Genomic DNA, 17,930 nt, shown 5'->3' with positions numbered 1-17,930 from the left:
ACGCCTGCCACGGGCCGGCGCGGCCCTTCCCGCTCTGCTCGCGGCGCCAGAACGCCGAGTGCCGATTCCCGAGGCCCTCGGGCGGAGCCTTCCCGACCGCGGCCGCGGCGCGACGAGGACGTGGCCCGCGTGCCGGCCGCGTGCCGCCTTCTGCTTCCTCGGTGAAGGTCGCTACGGGAGGCGCGATACCCGGGGGGCGGCCGATGATCGGTTCAGGGAGTCGGAGCCTTCCGGATGTTTGCGGTGCTTACTTCCGTCGGGTAATGTGAGTGGTGTACACATTGAGCTCGCGGTGATCCGGCCTCCCGGATCGCGAGAGTTCCTCATTTCGCTTTTGGGAACGGAGTCGTCGTGAAGGCTGTGTCGATCACGGAGCATGGTGGTCCTGAGGTTCTGCAGTGGGTGGACGTCGAGGACCCGACACCTGCCGCGGGCGAGGTGGTCGTCGATGTGGTGGCCAGCGCCCTGAACCGGGCGGACGTGATGCAGCGGTGGGGGCTGTACCCGCTGCAGCCCGGCTGGTCGCCGTACCCGGGCCTGGAGGTCTCCGGCCGGATCGGCGCGATCGGTGAGGGCGTGACCGGATGGCAGGTGGGAGACGAGGTCTGCGCCCTGCTGACGGGTGGCGGATACGCGCAGAAGGTCGCCGTTCCGGCGGGGCAGCTGCTCACGGTCCCGGAGGGTGTCGGGCTGACGGCGGCGGCTGGTCTGCCGGAGGTGACGGCGACGGTCTGGTCGAACATCGTCATGACCGCGGGCTTGAAAGCAGGGGAGACCCTCCTGGTGCACGGCGGTGGCGGTGGTGTGGGGACGATGGCGATCCAGATCGCAAAGGCTCTCGCCGCCCGTGTGGTGACGACGGTGGGCGGTGCGGAGAAGGCGGCCCAAGCCCGCGAGCTGGGCGCGGACATGGCGATCGACTACCGGACCGAGGACTTCACCGAGCACGGTCCCTACGACGTCATCCTCGACGTCGTGGGCGGTGACTACTTGGAGCGCAACGTCCGCTCTCTCGCCGCCGACGGCCGACTGGTCGTGATCGGTCTGCAGAAGGGCCTGGAGGGCCGGCTCGACCTGGCGGAGATCGTGTTCAAGCGGGCGTCGGTGCACGGGACGACGCTGCGGACACGTTCGAAGGAGTACAAGGCCGAGGTCGTGGCCGAGGTGCAGAAGAACGTGTGGCCGATGATCGAGAACGGGACGGTCAAGCCGATTGTCGACCAGACCGTACCGATGGCGGACGCCGCCGAAGGTCACCGGCTGATGGAGGCCGGCGGCCACCTCGGCAAGATCCTCCTCGTCAATGACGAAAACGCCTGATCGAGGGTGCCGGGAAGGCTCCGTACGGCGCACGCAGCCTCCGGCGGCCCCGGACCACCGCCATCGAGCGCGTGATCCCCGCCGGAGCACCCGACGCGATCGACCCCGTACGCCGGGCCCGCGCCGTCACTGCGGGCCTGAAGATCCTCAAGCGCCTGCCGGGGATCGAGCAGACACGAAAGAGAGATGAATTCCATGCAGACGGTTCTGGGCGCCAACGGGCCCATCGGCGAAGAACTCACCCGCGAGCTGCACCGCAGCTTCACCCACGACCTCCGGCTGGTCAGCCGTAATCCAACGAAGATCCACGACACCGATCAGCTCCTTCAGGCCGATCTGACGGACCCGGAGGCCGCACACCGGGCCGTCGAGGGCAGCGAGATCGCCTACCTCACTGTGGGACTGCCCATGGATTCGCAGCTGTGGGAGAGGCAGTTCCCCGCCATGATGCGCAACGTCATCGACGCCTGCGCGACGTACGGCACCAAGCTCGTGTTCTTCGACAACACCTACATGTACCCGGGTACAACAGCCCCGCAGACCGAGGCGACCAGCTTCGAACCGAACGGCCGCAAGGGCCGCGTGCGTGCCGAGATCGCGACGATGCTGATGAATGCGATCACCGCAGGAACAGTCGACGCCGTCATCTGCCGGGCGCCGGAGTTCTACGGCCCCGGCAAGACCAAGAGCCTGACCAACTCGCTCGTCTTCGACCGGATCAAGGCCGGCAAGCGGCCACTCGTTCCCGTCAGCGCAAAGACCGCCCGGTCCCTCATCTGGACACCCGACGCCAGCCGGGCCATGGCCCTGATCGGCAACACCTCCGACGCCTACGGTCAGACCTGGCACCTGCCCGTCGACCCGCACCGCCCCACCTACGCCGAGATCATCCGCGTGGCCGAACAGGTCACCGGCCGCCGCATCCGGTACACGGTGCTGCCACTGGCCGCGTTCAGGATCGGAGGCCGCTTCATCGGTCAGCTCGAAGAGGTCCAGGAGCTGCTACCGCGCTACCGAGGTGACAACATCTTCGACACCTCGAAGTTCACGGCACGGTTTCCCGCCTTCGCCATCACCTCCCACCACGAGGGCATCGCCGAAATCCTCGGCTGAACCGCCGTCCGTGCCAACGGCGGACCGGTCCGCGGACTCCGGAACGCGGCAGTCCCGGAGTCTGCGCCCAGCGGCGCTCGGGCCCGGAACCGGCGCGGGGGAGCCCGCGTGCTCGACGCTCCGCAAGTGATCCGTTGCTCCGCAAATGACCCGTTGGAGGGCGCGTCGATAGCACTTTTGTGGACCAACCGAAGGACAGTCCCCCTTCGGTGCAATCCAGGGCCATCGTCGTGTCGAAGGATCTGCGGATTCGCCCCGACCCGGGTGCGGGCCACAGATTCGATCGGAGCCACCTTCGTGCGTACTCGTCTCGTCGCGGGCATCCTTGCCGCCTCCGCCGCCCTTGCCGCGCCGCTGATCGCACCTGCCCTGGCGGCCGCAGACCCCGCCGCTCCCAGCTCTTTCGCGCCCCAGGGCCGCGCCGCCAACGGAGCCCTGGTCGGCGTCGGGCTGACCACCGACCAGCGCCTGGTGGGCTTCCGTGTCGACAACCCGTCCGCCACGTGGAGCTTCGGCACCATCCGCGGCCTGCGCGGTGACACCAAGCTCGTCGGCATCGACTTCCGTGTCCAGAACGGCAAGCTCTACGGCGTCGGCGACAAGGGCGGCGTCTACACGCTCGACAGCGACGCCCGGGCCATCAAGGTCTCGCAGCTGACCGTCGCCCTCACCGGCCGCCACTTCGGCGTCGACTTCAACCCGGCCGCGAACCGGCTGCGCGTCATCAGCGACACCGGGCAGAACCTGCGCCACAACATCGACGACCCCGCCGCCCCCCGCACCACCACCGCCGACGGCACCCTCACCAACCCGACCACGCCGCCCTCCACCGCGCTCGGCGTCACCGGCGCCGCCTACACCAACAACGACCTCAACACCGCCACGGCCACCACGCTCTTCGACATCGACACCACCAACGACCGCGTCTCCCTGCAGTCCCCGGCCAACGCCGGCACCCTCGCCCCCACCGGCAGCCTCGGCGTCGACGCCGGCCCCTCGGCCGGCTTCGACATCTACTACAAGGCGTCCACCGGCGAGAACAAGGGCTTCGCCGCGCTCAACACCTCGGGCAGGTACCGCTTCTACACCGTGAATGTCCTCGACGGCGAGACCGTCTTCGTCGGCACGTTCCCCGCCGGCCGCCAGGTCACCGACCTCGCGCTGCCGCTCGACCAGCGCTAGGAACCGGCTATGACCAGCCCCGCACCAGCAGGGCCGCAGTGCACCACGACGCCCCCGACACCTCTGCCCGTGGTGCACCACCGCCGCTCTGATCCGCAGCCGGGCGACGGCCACCCCGCGCCTGTCGTCCCCGTCACCGGCATCGCGTTCCCTCCGAAGAGCCTGGGGCGGACCGCCGGACAGGTGTGGGGCTGGCCGGGACTGCTGCCGTACTCCCTGGCGTTCCTCTTCGCAGACAACGGATCACCAGGGCCACACCAGCAGTGAGCCGGAGGCCGTCCCGCGCCTGCCGTGAGCGGCGGCGGGGCGGCCCCTTGCATCGTGTGACTGCTGCCCCTTGCATGACTGCTCCTCCACACGCGGACCGGCCGTGGCGCGTCCGGCCCGCGGCCGGCGGACTCCCACCGGCCCCCCGTCGCGCACCGCGGGTACGCGAAGACGCCACGGCGACGGAACGCGCTGCCCCTACGAGGCGACGCGACCGGTCGCGGACAGCGCGGCCTCAACGAGTTCGACGTTCATCCGGCCGTGTCGTCCCCGACCCGGCGAGCCGGGCAACGAAGCCGTCGACCATGTCGATCTGCACGTCCTCGGGAAACCGTCCGGGGTCGAAGAGTGCTTGGACCACGAGTCCGTGGACGAAGGCGACGGCGGCAGCGGCCAGTTGGCCGACGTCAGCCTGCGGGGGGATCTGCCCCAGGTCACGCGCCGACTCTAGATGAGGGCGGAAACTGTCGCGCAACCTCGTGTACCGGTCGCCCTGTTGGGCGGCCAGCGTCTCGTCGGCGAGGGACAGGTCCCAGGAGCTGACCCAGACGCGGTTGCGGGCGGTGTCGGCCGGCGTGAGCGGCAGGATGTCGAGCAGCATGGCCCGTACGGCGGGCAGGCCGTCGGCGGGTGGACGCCGGCGCGGGCGTCCCGCGGTGTCCTGTTCCAGCAGGCCCAGTGCGTGCGTGACGAGGGCCCGCTTGCTCGGGAAGTAGTGCGTCAGCATGCCGGTCGAGACACCCATCTCCGCGGCGACGGCGCGCAGGGTCAGACCACCGAACCCTTTGGCGGCAAGGACGCGCCACACCGCCTCGGACACGTCCTTGCGGCGGGCTTCGTGATCTCCGGGTGCGGGGGGCGTCATGCCGTTAGCCTACATACCAAACGCTTGTTACGTATCCTCTCGCCATGTGCCTCTCGGCAGTTCCCTGCCGGCGTCCGAGGCCGGCTTGACCTGGAAGGCGGAACGCCCATGTTCACCACCCCCCTCGACGACCACGCGCAACTCCGTCCTCTGGAACCCTGGCAGGCACCGGAGTTCCTCGCGCACATCGACCGGGCCCGCCCTCTGGTCGACCCGTGGATCCCCTGGGCGTCGCTCACCACCGACCTCGCCTCGGCCAGAACCACCCTCCAGCGCTACGCCGACCTCTCGTCCACCGACAGCGGCCGGATATACGGGATCTGGCGGGACGGTGTGCTCGTCGGCGGCGTCATGTTCACCCGCTTCGACGCCCCCTCGGGCGTGTGCGAGCTCGGCTGCTGGCTGGAGGAGGCCGGTCAGGGGCACGGGCTGGTGACCCGCGCGTGCCGGGCACTGATCGACTGGGCCTTCACCGAACGCGGGATGACCAGGGTCGAGTGGTGGGTCGCTGCCGGCAACACCCGCAGCATCGCGTCCGCGCGCCGTCTGGGCATGTCCCGCGAGGGCGTGCTCCGGCAGCGCTATCCGCACCGCGGGCTGCGGCACGACAGCGAGGTGTGGTCCGTCCTGGCCCAGGAGTGGCCGCCGGCAGCGGACCGCTCCGCGCCCGCGTCCGGCGACCGGGCGGAGATCGACCGGTTGACGGGCCTGTTCATGGACTCCTTCACCAACACCGGCGGAAAGACCCCCGACCTGCGGATCATCCATGAGTTGTTCGTCCCGGAGGGGAGGATCGTCTCGAACACCGGAGACGACCCCGTGATCATGGATGTGGACGCCTTCGTCGAGCCGCGTCAGAAGATGCTCACCGACGGAACGCTGACGGACTTCTCCGAGTGGGAGGTCGTTGAGCGGACGGACATCTTCGGATCGGTCGCGCACCGGTCTGCCGAGTACCGCAAGTCCGGCGTCCGGAACGGAGTGCGTTTCGAGGGACACGGTCACAAGACCACCCAGTTCCTTCGGACCCGGGCCGGCTGGAGGATGGTCTCCATGGCCTGGGACGACGAACCGGACCGTTTCCCGGAGTGACGGTGGCGCCAGGGGCTGCAGCTCAGGGCCTGTCCTGCCGAGTGCCCCGGTCCCGGTCCTCCTGCAGGAGCCATGCGGCGATGTCCACGTCACGCGGCTGCACGGGCTCGGAGAGCACCACACCGGTGGTGGTGTCGCCCATCCCCGAAAGGTGCTCGATGACCTGTTCGAGATGTTGTGCGTCCCGGACCGCGAGCGTCAGCTCGTAGCAGTTCTCACCGGTGACGTGGACACACGACAGGATGTGTCCCATGGCCAGCAGCCGGTCACGCAGGCTCTGCGCATTCCGGGCGGCACGGAGCCGGGGGCGCAGAGACACGTGGGCTCGCAGGCCCAGCCCCAGCCGGTCGAGGTCGAGGTGGACGCCATAGCCCTTGATCACACCGGAGTCCTCCAGCCGCCGCACCCGCTCGGCGACCGCCGGCCGGCTGAGGGACACCCGGCGGCCCAACTCGGCAAGGCTCACACGGGCGTTGCGGGAGAGCTCGCTGATGATCGCGAGATCCACGGCATCTGCTCCTGACGTTTGGGAAACGAACATGCCCAAACACCTTCCTTTCGACGGAAACAGCGCGGTCATCCCGTCGGAACGGCATGGCCGGACGGGCGGCGGCAGCCTACCGTGGTCGCCCATGAGAGCCACCGTGCTGGAAGGGGTCGGGCAGGTCCGTCTCGTCGACGTTCCCGACCCGGTGATCGAGCAACCGAGTGACGCGCTGGTGAGGGTGTCCCTGGCCGCCGTGTGCGGATCCGACCTGTGGCCGTTCCGGGGCCAGGAGGCGTTCACGCCGGGCGACCGCATGGGCCACGAGTGGGTCGGAGTCGTCGAGGATGTCGGCGCGGACGTCACCCGTCTGCGGGCGGGTGATCTCGTCCTCGCACCGTTCGCCTTCGCGGACGGCACCTGCCGGCCGTGCCGCGACGGGTTGTTCACCTCCTGTCCCGACGGCGGCTTCTGGGGCGGTCGGCATGACGGCGGCCAGGCCGAGGCCGTACGCGTGCCGTTCGCCGAAAGTACGCTCGTCCCGGTACGCGCGGAGGCGGACGCCGAGCTCTTGCGCCGCCTGCTTCCGCTGACGGACGTCATGGCGACCGGTGCCCACGCCGTCTTCCTGGCCGCTGTCCGGCCGGGTTCGACCGTGGTCGTCCTCGGGGACGGCGCTGTCGGGCTCTGCGCGGTGCTCGCCGCCCATCGCGCCCGAGCCGGACGGATCATCCTCCTCGGCCGGCATCCCGACCGCAGCGACCTGGCCAAGCGCATGGGAGCGACCGACGTCCTGGCCGCGGACGACCCCGCGACCGTCGGATTCGTCCGGGACGAGACCGAAGGCGGTGTCAACGGCGTCGCCGAATGCGCGGGAACCCAGTCCGCCCTCGACCTCGCGATCGACCTGGTCCGGCCCGGCGGCACGATCGGTTCCGTCGGGGTCCCCAACGGCGTGGATCGCGTCGACCTCTACCGACTGTTCCGCCACAACATCGCCCTGCGGGCCGGGGTGACCCCGGCCCGCCACTACCTGGAACCTCTGCTGTCGGAAGTTCTCGCAGGGCGGCTCGACCCCTCGCCGGTCCTTTCGACCGACCTCCCCCTGGACTCCATTGCGACGGCCTATCAGGCCATGAACGCACGCCAGGCCATCAAGGTCGCCGTCCGGCCATGAGGACTGGGGGGAACCGTCCGGGACGTCGGGCACCAGGCCGTCCACCCTCGCTCGGCGGCCACCACTGCCCCGTCCCACGCCGGGCGGCCCCGCATTCAGGGCCTGCCCGCCGCCGCGTGCTCACGACATCCTGGAGTCCACAGGGCCCAACGCTTCGATCGCGTCGGCCAGCCTTCGCAAGAGCGCCGGCCCACGTCGCAGCCTGGGCCGACAGGGTTGCCGGTGCCGGTGCCGGTGCCGGTGCCGGTGGCGAAGGGCTGGGGGGCGATGTCCTACGTCGGGCCGTTGCTGGTGGTCACCGTGCTGGAAATGACGTCCAACTTCCTGGCAGCAGGCTCGGAGAACGCGATCCGGCCTCGGCAGCCGTGCGATGCGGGCATCGGCGACGGCCGGACGCTCGCGGGGAGGCCGGGCTAGACGCTGCTCGCGCAGATCCTCCCACGGGCGTGCGGTCCTCTAGGACTTGTCCGGCCGATCACGTTCGTAGCCAGATGGTCAGGGCTGCTGCGGTGGCCGTGCCGAGGAAGACATTGCCGCGCTTGTCGTAACGCGTGGCGACGGCCCGGTGCTGCTTCAGGCGGTTGATCGCTCGTTCGACGGCGTTGCGCTTCCTGTAACGCTCTTCATCGAAGCCGGGGGCCGTCCGCCGCGTGGGCCCTTGCGCAGGCGGGCGGCCTGACTGTCGGTCTTCTCCGGGATCGTGTGCCGGATACCGCGACGCCGCAGATACCCGCGGCATGGCCCGTTGCTGGAGGCCTTGTCGGCCGCGAGGCTGTCCGGCTTCTTACGGGGCCTGCCTGGCCCGGGCCGTGGCACGCGGATCTTCTCCAGGACGGGCTCGAACTGGGTGCAGTCGGCCCGCTGGCCTGCGGTGACGATCAGGGACAGCGGGCGGCAGCGGCCGTCCGCGCTCAGGTGGAGCTTGTTGGTGAACCCGCCGCGCGAGCGGCCCAGGGTCGCTCCCACGTGCCGTCGGCCGACCACAGCCGGTGGCGTTCATAAGCGGTCTTCCACGGGCCGAACCGCTCGGGCAGGTCACGCCACTGAACACCGGTCCGCACCCGGTGCAGAATCCCGTCGATCACCTGCCGGTGATCACGCCACCGGCCACAACGCCGGTTGCCAACAGGCAGGAACGGCCGCAGCCGTTCCCACTCGGCATCACTCAGATCACCCCGCCCCATGCTCACATCAACGGCCGGGGCACGCCCGGCGTCACGACATCTGCACGCCGGGCCCCTTCGGCCTGGAAAGAAAGACCCGGCGGGCCGGCACTTCGATTTCCGTGACGATGACGGCAATCTCCTGTCCGGCCTCGAAGTCCTCCGCCGGACTCACCGCGGGCCGACCGTAGACCTCCTTGCAGGGAATCAGCCCGACGATCCCGTCCCCGAGGTCGACGAAGACGCCGATGGGAACCGTCTTGTCCACCGTCCCGCGAAGCTCCTGGCCCATCGGCGTACGGTCGGCGAAGGCCTGCAGGGGGTCGGGCTCCAGCGCCTTCAAGGACAGTCTGGCCTCCGCGTTATAGGTGTCGAACTGGAGGAACTCGCACGAGACCCGCTGACCCACCTGAACGACATCGGTCGGAGCGTCGATGTGCCGCCAGGACAGTTCGGGGATGGCGATGAACCCGACACCGGGCAGGGTGGGATGGGCAGGTCCGTCGTCCAGGGCCACGAATACCCCGAACCGCTCGATCGCCGCGACGGTGCCGGACAGGATGTCACCGCGGTGTAGGGACTCCAGGAACGCCCAGAGTTCCGGGCTCTCAGACTGCCAATCCATACCGCCACCCTGGCACACGACCTCGTGTGTCGACCATGCCCTCGACGGGTGCCGAGCCGCAGACCCGCCATGACTCGGTAACCGGGACCATGATCGGCCGGACAAGTCCTCGTGCGGGCAGGCCGTTGGCGGCGATGTCATCGAGGACGGCGGCGAGCTGGTCGGCGCCCTCGCGGGTCCGGGCCGCGTACACGCCCAGCAAGCCCTCGGCGGTGGTCGGATCCAGCTGCTGCCGGGCGTGTTTGGCGGGGGCCTATGAGGAGGCGGTGGGCGACGACTGGTATTCCGCACCCGCACTGGCCACCTCTGCAGCCGCCCCCGGCGTCCTGGTCGCCGGTGAGCGGGAGGTCAGCCCAGCCACCATGGCCGTGTACGACGTACACACCGGCACTGCCCGCCGTACGGCCGAGCGGTGGCTGCCCGACGCCGGTGACACCCAGGACCTGACGTTCACCACCGACGGCAAGAACGTCATTCTGGCCGGCGGAAGCCCCTACTACCATCAGATGCTGCGCACCTCCGACCTCGCCGACGCGGGCCGCTACCCAGCCGCCGCCTACCCCAACGCGGTGGCCGTCGCCGCCGACGGCGCCATCGCGGCCGGGGTGGACAGCAACCACGGCTCCGACGTCTTCATGTTCACGCCGGGCACCCGCGTCTCGCACGGCGTGTTCGAGTTCGCCTCGGGCGACTCTTCTCCGCTGCTGCTGCTGCTGCTGCCGGCCGGACTTGGCTGGGCGCCGGACAACCGCCGTCTCTTCGCCGTCACCCGAGAGACACGCCAGGGCGCGCCGGTCATCCTGCGGGTGCTGACCACTCCCGGCAAGGCCGCCACCGGGACCGTGCTGCACATACCTTCCACGACCCCCTCCGGTACCCGCTCCCTGACCGGTCGTCTCGCCTCCGACCTGCCCTTTCCACCCGGCACCACCGTCACCCTCACGCGCCTGGACCCCGGCGCCGCGCAGCCTGTGACGCTCCCGCCCACCACGCTCGACGCGAACGGCACTTTCGCCCTCATCGACCGCGCCACCGCCCGCGGCTACACCACCTACACCGCGTCGTTCGCCGGTGACGCCCTCCACCTGCCGTCCAGGACCAGCATCGAGGTCCACATCCGCTGACCGCCACTCCCCGGGTCGTCCTTCTCAACGGGCCGTGGAACCGTCGCTGGCTGGCGCAGTCTTGTGGATGTGACGGGTTATCGGGTTCGGAAGCGGCGGTGGAGGTTTCGGGCCACGTACACCCCCGGGCCGCCGAATCCGACGATGTCGACGCGGCCGTCGCCGGTGATGTCGGCGAGGAAGCGAGGGTGGCGGTCGACCCGCCACGCGCCGGCGGCGTCGTGGTAGCCGAAGCCGCGGCATACCAGTTGGGCCTGCTCGAACTGGCCGTCGCCGGTGTTGTGGGACACCCAGACGCCTTCATTGCCGAAGCCGACGATGTCCGGCTTGCCGTCGCCGGTGACGTCGGCGAGGAACCTGAGGTGCTTGCCGGTGGTCCATCCCTGGGCGGTCCCGAAGTCGTTGAGCACGAGTTTCGCGGGCTCGAACGTGCCGTCCCCGCGTCCGCGCGCCACGACGACGCCCTGCGGGCCGAAGCCGACGATGTCCGCAGCTTCGCCGTCGGTGGTCCTGAGCAGGAAGCGGGGGTGCTCCTCGGCCGAGCTCCATCCCTGGTCGACGCCGAAGTGGTCGAGGACGTAGAGGGGTTCGGCGAAGTGTCCTTCTTCGTCCTGGAGGGAGATCCAGACGCCGTCGTCGTGGCAGCCGACGATGTCCGGCCTGCCGTTGCCGGTGGTGTCGGCGAGGAAGCGGGGGTGCTTGTCGGCAAGCCACCCGCCCGCGTCCTGTCCGTGGCCGAAGGCCTTGAGGACCGCTTCGTCGGCGAGCGGTGCGAAGTGTCCTTCTTCGTCCTGGAGGGAGATCCAGACGCCGTCGTCGTGGCAGCCGACGATGTCCAGCCTGCCGTTGCCGGTGGTGTCGGCGAGGAAGCGGGGGTGCTTGTCGGCAAGCCACCCGCCCGCCTCCTGTCCGTGGCCGAACGCCTTCAGGGCCGCCTCGCCGCCCTCGGCCGTGAACGCCCCGTCCTCGCCCTGGCGGGCCAGCCGGACGCCGTCGGCGCCGAGCACGACCACGTCGGGCCGGCCGTCACCGGTGGTGTCCACGAGGGTCCACAGGTCCTTGGGACTCGGAGAGGGCGCGGGCGGGTGCAGGAGGCGCTCCTCGTCGTCGAACGTGCCGTCGCCTTGGCTGGCCGAGGTCACAGCTCCCTTCGCGGGTTTGAGGCCTACGATGTCCGCTCGGCCTGCGCCCGTGGTGTCGGCGAGGAAGCGCTCACCGAGGCCACTCCACCACACGGGCTGCCCGCTGGGGCGGCGGCCGGCCCCGGCGCTCTTCCACCCGCCGGCGTCCTGGTCGCTGCCGAACTGCTCGAGGACCAGCAGCATGTCGCTGAACGAAGGCGTGGCGCCGGGAGCCGGGCGCAGCGCGGCGGAGTCGGCCAGCCGCCACGAGCGGCGGCCGTTCCAGTGGTCCAGCAGTGCCCAGCGCAGGACGGGGTCGCTGATGCGTTCGGGCTCGGCCGGGACGAGTTGCCAGCGCTGGCTCGGTGCGGCCTCGTCGTACTCGCGCAGGACGATGCGGGTCTCGTCCTGGTCGGCATCGGCGAGGTCGAGAACGGCGTTGTCGGTCGCGCCCTCGATGAAGTACAGGCCTGCTTCGCCGTCGACGGGAACGAGGTGCCACTGCTGGCTCCGCCTGCCGGCAGCGGCCGTGGCCTGGCGGACGGCTCGGTTGGCGGTGGCGGGGTCGTCGAGGACCTCGCCGCTGTCCGCGTTGCGGAGCACGTACGCGTGGTCGTCCTGCGCGGGCAGGAGTTGCCAGTGGTACGGGCTCGGCCCGCCCGCGGGGAAGTCGCGCACGACGAGTGCCCCGTCCGCGCCCGGCTCGGCCGGGGCGCCCAGGAACTTGCCGGTGGCGGCGTTGACGATCTGCAGCTTCAGTTCTTCCGTGGACACGGGCATCGTGCGGCCTCTTCCAGGCGGTAGGGGCGTTGGCTCGGGACGGATACGGCACGGCGGCCGCGGATCATGTGAAGACGTGGTGGTAGGGGACGTTCCACTCGCTGGGCAGGCGCGGGTAGAAGGTGTTGATGACCGTGCCGGTGAAGTCCCCGCCCCAGTTGTAGGTGAGCCGCACCTCGCTGTTGGGCGTCACCGCGTAGTCCTTGAACCCGAGGATGGCGTCGGGGTGGGTGATCGGCACGAAGGTGATCCCGCCCCACGGCGTGACCGTGACGACCCACAGCTGGGTGTCCTCGGGCGCGCCGTTCTTCCCCCGCCACTTGTCTGCGACCTTGTCGGGCAGGCCGACCTGGACGGTGTCGGCCGTGGTCTTGGGGGCGTCCTGGTGCACGGTCATGCGCCGGCGCTTCGGCTTGGGCGTGCCGTCGTCACCGCGTCCGTCGTCGGCTGTGCCCGTGCCGGGGGTTTCGGGTGACACCTGGCCGGCGGCGCTTTCGAGGAAGTACAGCGGCCGCTGCCCGAAGAACCCGGCCGGGGTGATGTACCAGAGATGGCCCTGCGCCTCCTTGGTCGCCGGGTCGAGCGCGGTGGCCAGCTGGACCCCCTTGTCGTGGCTCTCCTCCCTCAGCTCGGCGGGGCGCAGGTAGCCGCCGTTGAAGGCGTGCACGAGCATGACCGGCCGGTTCTCCACCAGCGCGGCCACGATCGCGTTGTCATAGCTGTTCACCGCCACCGGCCCGCCGACCACCAGATTCGACATCGTCGTGCGCTCTTGGGTGTACATCGCTGAAACCTCACCTGTTTCCCATAGGAGGGGGAGAACAATGCATCGAGCCCTGCCCTGACCCTGTAAGGAGCGACCTGTCGCGCGATAGGACAAGGCCCGCCCCGATCATTTTCACCGGGTGGCGACCGGAACAGAGCAGACGGCTGGATCAATGGCATCGTTCACGGCAACATCCGAGGTCACGGTACCCGCCGACGAATCACTGTGAAAGTCATCGATGGAGTGACGCAGAAGAAGAATGGTCACTCCATCGGCGTTTCGGAATCAATTACTGAAAATCGATCACTCGATGGAGTGCGACACTCCGGCTTCTCTTCCAGGGCTCCTGCGAGGGCGGTATTTTCGCTTGCCGGAACATGTGCAGATTTCTTTTCACCTTTCACCGGGCACGGTTCGGACGAAATTTAGTCGAGGACGGGTAGATGCCTTCCAACGCGTACAGCCTGGTACCGGCCAGGCGTCAGCCCCTGACGAAGAAGAACGTGCGGGAACTCAACATCGAGCAGACCTGGCAGTCGATCCTGGACCACCCCAATCTGGTCTATGTCGACGACTACGGTGTCCAGCACAAGCCCGTCGGGTTCTCCCTGAACAAAACGAGGTTCGGCTCCTTCCCCGGGACCGCGTTCAACCTGGGCTGGCTCGCCTACATGAACCTCGGGGAGCCACTGATCGAGGTGCGTGGCGACATCGCCCAGCCCCCGCCCGACACCTTCTCCTCACGCGACTACGTCAACCGCAGCCAGACGGAAATGACGTTCACCGACTCGGTCGACTTCACCGTCTCCAACGGGGTGACGTGGTCGTTGCACGGGGACGCCAAGCTCACCTTCGGCGGCAGCGTCGGCGCATCCCTCCAGCTGCAGCTGCAGAACCAGCTCCGCCTGGACCTCCAGTCGCAGCTCGCGGCGTCGTGCCAGAACGGCATGGCGAACAAGAACGCGAACACGGTCACCAACAAGAACAGCAAGGACAGCGTCGGCGTCGACAATGCCAACACCACCGAGACGTCTGCGAGCACCTCCGCGACGAACTCCGCCTCGACCGGGATGACCAACTCGGTGGGATTCACGACGAGCGGCAGCGCCACCGGCAACGCCTCGCTCAACGCCCAGCTCGCCCTGGGCATCGCGGCCACCGTCGGCGGCTCGCTGAACACCAGCTGGGCCTCGAAGTCGCAGATCTCCGGCAAGGTACCGCCGAACTCCCGCGTGCAGACCATCGTCTCGCAGCGGCGCACCCGCAAGCAGTACTCCTACGAGATCCCGGTGACCTTCTCCGGGCTGATCGCGGTGGAGTACGCCGTGCCGGCGCCGGTCCTGTCTCCCCCTCAGTCCGGGGACTATCCCGGCCTGGAGAAGGTGGTCGCCCGCGACATCGCCGACATCGACCTGGCACCCGGCGGCTTCCGCATGAAGGGGCTGGCCGAGGTCGTCTCCGCCCTGGAGGTCCACCACACGATGCTCGACGGCGAGGCCCTGGCCGTCAGCGAGCAGACGCTGTACAAGCTGCCCTGAGCCCGCGCGGCGCCGCCGCCACGACGACGACCAGAGGTGACGACCATGGTGTTCGACAACATCTTCAATTCCGCCGGCAGGGGCGCGGGTCTCTTCTCCGTGACCACCGACAGCACCAAGCCCCGCCCGGGCGAGGGCATCGACTTCGAGGACAGCGACGACGACACGTACGACGACACCACTCCCAGCCTGTTCAACAACGCGATCCACGGCGCCTCCTCCCGCGCGAAGATCGTGCAGGAAACCTGTCCCGAAGCGCGGGCGGTCCTGGGCTTTCTCGGCTCCTTCATCCAGACCACCCAGGCATCCGCGGGTGCACAGGCCCAGTACGCCCAGGATCCCGGCTCGGTGACCCAGGCGGCCTCCGCCGGCATGCAGGACGCGAGCGCGACCGTGACCGAACACAGCGACCTCCAGAAGGACGAGGACCTGGAGAGCAGGCCGAAGAAGAGCGACTACACCAAGCCCCCCAAGTCTCCGCAGACCCCCACGGCACCGGAGGCCCCCAAGGCGCCCAAGGCGACCGCTGAGAAGCCGCCCACTTCGCAGTAGGGCTCGCCGATTGGTGAGGAGGGGGCAGGGGCGAGGCCGCCCCTGCCCCCTCTCGCGTCATACGGGCAGCAGCTGCCACTGCCGTTCCCGGTGGTCGCCATCCGCGCCGTCCTGCTTGACCGCCGCACGGGCGTTCGTGTCGATGCGCAGGAGCAGACCGCTGTTGCGATTCGCGATCTCGTACACCGCCGGTGTGCCGTTCGCGGAGCCCACCGGAATCAGCCGCCACTGCTGATGGCGTGCGTCACCGCCCTCGTAGGCACGCTGCGCGAGAACCGCGCCGGCCGCCTCCTGCGCTCCGAGGACCTCCAGCACTTTGCCGCTGCGCACGTTCTCGATCCGGTACAGCACCTCGCCGTCCTCCTGGCCCGCCGCAATCAGCCGCCACCGCTGGTGGTCCCGGGGGGCGGTGAGCACCTGATGGATCTCGGCCCCGTCCTTGAGGGACTCCCGGTGGACCCCCATCCGCAGCCTGCTGCGGACGTTGGCCCAGGAGACCACCGTGCCCGACTCGGGCAGCCCGGCCATTCGCGCCGACGGGATCTTCCTGATCCGGTGGTTGCTGTAGTCGGCGATGTAGAGGGTGTCGACACAGTCCACAGCGAGTCCGATCGGGTTGTTCAGCTGGGCTGACGCGCCGGGGCCGCCGTCACCGCCGAATCCCGCGACCCCGGTGCCCGCGATCGTGGTGATCTTCCCGTCGGCCGTGATCTTCCGCACCCGGTGATTGCGGTGGTCGGAGAGGTAGAGGGCGCCGGTGCTGTCCAGCACCATCCCCAAAGGGTTGTTCAGCTGGGCCGAAGCGGCCGTGCCGCCGTCACCGCCGAAACCCGCCGTGCCCGTACCGGCAACCGTATTGATCTTCCCGTCGGCCGTGATCCTCCGTACCCGGTGGTTCTGGCCGTCTACGACATAAAGCGTGCCCGCGCCATCCACCACCACGCCGTTCGGCCACTTCAGCAGGGCTGAAGTCGCAGGACCACCATCCCCCCCGAATCCCGCGACCCCGGTCCCCGCGATCGTGGTGATCTTCCCGTCCGCCGTGATCTTCCGGACCCGGTGATTGCCGCCGTCGGCGACGTACAGGACGCCGGCGCTGTCCACCGCCACCGAGTACGGAAGGTTCAACCGGGCGGCGGTGGCGGGGCCCCCGTCACCGCCGAATCCCGCGGTGCCGCTGCCCGCGATCGTGGTGATCTTCCCGTCGGCCGTGATCTTCCGGACCCGGTGATTCTCACTGTCGGCGACATAGAGGTCCCCCGCGCTGTCCACCGTAATCCCCCGCGGGGTCTTCAACTGGGCTGAGACGGCAGGACCGTTGTCCCCCTTGTAGCCCGCGGTGCCGGTGCCCGCGACCGTGCTGATCCTCCCGTCCGTCGTGATCTTCCGGATTCGGTGACCGTCACGCTCGGTGAAGTAGAGGGTGCCGGTGCTGTCCATCGCGAGACCGTATGGGCGGTTCAGCTGGGCCGCAGCAGCACGCTCGTTGTCGCCTGCGAACCCCGCGACGCCGGTCCCCGCGACCGTGCTGATCGCAGCGGGGGAGTGCTCACCTTCCGCGGACTCTGTAGGGGCAGTGCTCATCGTCATTCCTTCACCGTTCACCGACTGCCTGCCACAGGCAGCCGTCAGTTGATTCCATCCAGCCCCCGCCGTACGGAGAGCTGCTGAGACTCTTCGAGCAGTCGATCAACTACTCGTGAAACGACCGCTTCACTGGCGACGGGCGCAGAACTCGGACCACCCCACGACGGACCCCACCCCTCCGGGCCCGTCGCACGCTCACGGCGCGCCCTTTCTGCGGGCCCGGTCGGGGCATGGCTCATCGCCTGAGTCCTGCCGACTGCGCCAGTGGCAGCCGACGGCAGCCTGTCCATATACACAGGGGTAATTCCGCATTCATACCGATGAGTGATCAGCTTCCAGCCACCCGCCCCGCACCCCACCGCTCGGGCGCTGCAACGTTTCCCCCGGTCCCTTCAGCGACGGAAGACCGTCCCGTTTGCGGCCTGATAGCGATCACGGCGCTCCACCGTCCTCACGAACGCCCGCTCGCGGAGCACGGCCAGGAGCAGGCGCCTGACGTCGGCCGGTGGATCGCCGGCTCTGGTATGCCTCTCGACTTGGCACTGTGCTCGACTGCTGCACGCTGCCGTGAAACGTGGAAGCTCATCGCAGGTGAGCTGTCGCAGCCGCCCGGTGCGGTATACGAAGAGCGCCTTTACGAAGCATTGTTGGGTGAGCTGATCGCCTATTGAACGAGGTCGACGACAAGGTCGAAAGCGTGGCGGTCATCGGGCACAACCCCGGACTCCACAGCCTCGCCGACGCCCTCGCAGCAGAGGCAGAGGGCGATCTGCTGGCGCAGATGAACCGCAGTGGCCTCCCTACGGCCGCCGTCGCCGTTCTCACCTTCAACGGCTCCTGGAAAGACGTCGAGCACGGCGTCGGAAAGCTGACCGCCTACTGGACCCCGCACGCCTGACATACCCGACGTCCACAGCACGGGCTGAGCGCGAGACCTCCCATCGACGCTCAGCCCGTCGGAGCCGCCCGCTGGGTCGCGCATGAGTGGCCGAGGATCACATGGGGGCCCTGAGTGAGGCTCGCCCATTGTCCGGCGTGTGTCCTCTGGAGTGCTGTCGGTATGCGTCTCGCCAACTGTCCGGCTTGAAGGTCACGATCGGGATCATGAAGACGCCGCCGTCCTCCCCGTCGACCAGGATCGGTCCGCCGCCCTCAACGGTGTGCCGGTCGTCGC

The 17,930-nt window shown here is 69.1% G+C and carries 15 protein-coding genes and 2 pseudogenes; 10 read left to right on the top strand and 7 right to left on the bottom strand.

Translation table 11 applies throughout. The annotated features are described in order from the left end of the window. The first annotated feature begins 351 nt into the window (after positions 1-351). The 3 genes from EAO77_RS34600 to EAO77_RS34590 all read left to right on the top strand — a co-directional run bounded on the left by EAO77_RS34600 (position 352) and on the right by EAO77_RS34590 (position 3,615). Positions 352-1,320, top strand: a complete 969-nt coding sequence (locus EAO77_RS34600; RefSeq protein ID WP_147992284.1) for an NAD(P)H-quinone oxidoreductase — start codon at positions 352-354, stop codon at positions 1,318-1,320. A gap of 195 nt (positions 1,321-1,515) precedes the next feature. Continuing rightward, positions 1,516-2,433, top strand: coding sequence for an NAD-dependent epimerase/dehydratase family protein (locus EAO77_RS34595; protein ID WP_147992283.1), 918 nt, complete (start codon positions 1,516-1,518; stop codon positions 2,431-2,433). A 297-nt stretch (positions 2,434-2,730) separates the two neighbouring features. Continuing rightward, entirely contained in the window at positions 2,731-3,615 is an 885-nt protein-coding gene (locus EAO77_RS34590; protein WP_147992282.1) for a DUF4394 domain-containing protein, read from the top strand. 502 nt (positions 3,616-4,117) lie between these two features. Here EAO77_RS34590 and EAO77_RS34580 read toward each other — a convergent pair. Beyond that, positions 4,118-4,747 carry a TetR/AcrR family transcriptional regulator gene (locus EAO77_RS34580; RefSeq protein WP_147992280.1) on the bottom strand — a complete coding sequence of 210 codons (630 nt, stop codon included), beginning with the start codon at positions 4,745-4,747 and terminating at the stop codon, positions 4,118-4,120. 108 nt (positions 4,748-4,855) lie between these two features. On the opposite strand from EAO77_RS34580, the gene EAO77_RS34575 reads away from it, so the two are divergent. After that, entirely contained in the window at positions 4,856-5,839 is a 984-nt protein-coding gene (locus EAO77_RS34575; protein ID WP_147992279.1) for a GNAT family N-acetyltransferase, read from the top strand. Between the two features lie 22 nt (positions 5,840-5,861). Here the strand turns inward: EAO77_RS34575 and EAO77_RS34570 are convergent, their stop codons facing one another. Next, positions 5,862-6,347 (bottom strand): Lrp/AsnC family transcriptional regulator, encoded by a 486-nt coding sequence (locus EAO77_RS34570; RefSeq protein WP_187283541.1) that lies wholly within the window; start codon positions 6,345-6,347, stop codon positions 5,862-5,864. Between the two features lie 124 nt (positions 6,348-6,471). Here EAO77_RS34570 and EAO77_RS34565 point away from each other — a divergent pair, with 124 nt between their 5' ends. Next, complete coding sequence (locus tag EAO77_RS34565; RefSeq protein WP_147992277.1) at positions 6,472-7,500, top strand: alcohol dehydrogenase catalytic domain-containing protein; 1,029 nt, start codon at positions 6,472-6,474, stop codon at positions 7,498-7,500. Between the two features lie 222 nt (positions 7,501-7,722). After that, positions 7,723-7,917, top strand: a complete 195-nt coding sequence (locus EAO77_RS34560) for a hypothetical protein (protein ID WP_147992276.1) — start codon at positions 7,723-7,725, stop codon at positions 7,915-7,917. 58 nt (positions 7,918-7,975) lie between these two features. On the opposite strand, the pseudogene EAO77_RS34555 reads toward EAO77_RS34560, so the two are convergent. Both EAO77_RS34555 and EAO77_RS34550 read right to left on the bottom strand, forming a co-directional pair. Further along, positions 7,976-8,684: pseudogene (locus tag EAO77_RS34555) on the bottom strand (IS5 family transposase). Between the two features lie 31 nt (positions 8,685-8,715). Next, the gene (locus EAO77_RS34550; RefSeq protein WP_147992275.1) at positions 8,716-9,288 is read right to left on the bottom strand and encodes a S1 RNA-binding domain-containing protein; all 573 of its coding nucleotides are present in this window, start codon (positions 9,286-9,288) and stop codon (positions 8,716-8,718) included. Positions 9,289-9,554: 266 nt separating this feature from the next. Between EAO77_RS34550 and EAO77_RS34545 the strand changes: the two genes are divergently transcribed. Then, positions 9,555-10,412, top strand: a complete 858-nt coding sequence (locus EAO77_RS34545) for a hypothetical protein (RefSeq protein WP_261994284.1) — start codon at positions 9,555-9,557, stop codon at positions 10,410-10,412. A gap of 77 nt (positions 10,413-10,489) precedes the next feature. Here the strand turns inward: EAO77_RS34545 and EAO77_RS34540 are convergent, their stop codons facing one another. Together EAO77_RS34540 and EAO77_RS34535 are read right to left on the bottom strand one after the other, a co-directional pair. Further along, positions 10,490-12,313, bottom strand: a complete 1,824-nt coding sequence (locus tag EAO77_RS34540; protein WP_147992274.1) for an FG-GAP-like repeat-containing protein — start codon at positions 12,311-12,313, stop codon at positions 10,490-10,492. A gap of 64 nt (positions 12,314-12,377) precedes the next feature. Next, positions 12,378-13,097 carry a hypothetical protein gene (locus tag EAO77_RS34535; protein WP_147992273.1) on the bottom strand — a complete coding sequence of 240 codons (720 nt, stop codon included), beginning with the start codon at positions 13,095-13,097 and terminating at the stop codon, positions 12,378-12,380. Positions 13,098-13,522: 425 nt separating this feature from the next. Between EAO77_RS34535 and EAO77_RS34530 the strand changes: the two genes are divergently transcribed. Both EAO77_RS34530 and EAO77_RS34525 read left to right on the top strand, forming a co-directional pair. Next, entirely contained in the window at positions 13,523-14,617 is a 1,095-nt protein-coding gene (locus tag EAO77_RS34530) for a hypothetical protein (protein ID WP_147992272.1), read from the top strand. 45 nt (positions 14,618-14,662) lie between these two features. After that, a complete protein-coding gene (locus EAO77_RS34525) occupies positions 14,663-15,169 on the top strand; it encodes a hypothetical protein (protein WP_147992271.1) in 507 nt (168 codons plus the stop codon). Between the two features lie 57 nt (positions 15,170-15,226). Here the strand turns inward: EAO77_RS34525 and EAO77_RS34520 are convergent, their stop codons facing one another. After that, entirely contained in the window at positions 15,227-16,753 is a 1,527-nt protein-coding gene (locus EAO77_RS34520) for an RICIN domain-containing protein (protein ID WP_147992270.1), read from the bottom strand. Positions 16,754-17,208: 455 nt separating this feature from the next. On the opposite strand from EAO77_RS34520, the pseudogene EAO77_RS34515 reads away from it, so the two are divergent. Beyond that, positions 17,209-17,654 (top strand): annotated as a pseudogene (locus EAO77_RS34515) (SixA phosphatase family protein); the annotation flags it as partial. Positions 17,655-17,930 lie beyond the last annotated feature (276 nt).

This window comes from Streptomyces sp. T39 (assembly GCF_008042045.1).
Lineage (GTDB): Bacteria > Actinomycetota > Actinomycetes > Streptomycetales > Streptomycetaceae > Streptomyces.
The sequence above is the reverse complement of the archived record's forward strand: the minus strand, read 5'-3'. Positions and strand labels throughout refer to the sequence as shown.

Excerpts from the sequence above, each read along its gene's own strand:
- EAO77_RS34595 (WP_147992283.1), top strand. The coding sequence starts at position 1,516 with ATGCAGACGGTTCTGGGCGCCAACGGGCCCATCGGCGAAGAACTCACC.
- EAO77_RS34580 (WP_147992280.1), bottom strand. The coding sequence starts at position 4,747 with ATGACGCCCCCCGCACCCGGAGATCACGAAGCCCGCCGCAAGGACGTG.
- EAO77_RS34575 (WP_147992279.1), top strand. The coding sequence starts at position 4,856 with ATGTTCACCACCCCCCTCGACGACCACGCGCAACTCCGTCCTCTGGAA.
- EAO77_RS34565 (WP_147992277.1), top strand. The coding sequence starts at position 6,472 with ATGAGAGCCACCGTGCTGGAAGGGGTCGGGCAGGTCCGTCTCGTCGAC.
- EAO77_RS34550 (WP_147992275.1), bottom strand. The coding sequence starts at position 9,288 with ATGGATTGGCAGTCTGAGAGCCCGGAACTCTGGGCGTTCCTGGAGTCC.
- EAO77_RS34540 (WP_147992274.1), bottom strand. The coding sequence starts at position 12,313 with ATGCCCGTGTCCACGGAAGAACTGAAGCTGCAGATCGTCAACGCCGCC.
- EAO77_RS34535 (WP_147992273.1), bottom strand. The coding sequence starts at position 13,097 with ATGTACACCCAAGAGCGCACGACGATGTCGAATCTGGTGGTCGGCGGG.
- EAO77_RS34530 (WP_147992272.1), top strand. The coding sequence starts at position 13,523 with ATGCCTTCCAACGCGTACAGCCTGGTACCGGCCAGGCGTCAGCCCCTG.
- EAO77_RS34525 (WP_147992271.1), top strand. The coding sequence starts at position 14,663 with ATGGTGTTCGACAACATCTTCAATTCCGCCGGCAGGGGCGCGGGTCTC.
- EAO77_RS34520 (WP_147992270.1), bottom strand. The coding sequence starts at position 16,753 with ATGAGCACTGCCCCTACAGAGTCCGCGGAAGGTGAGCACTCCCCCGCT.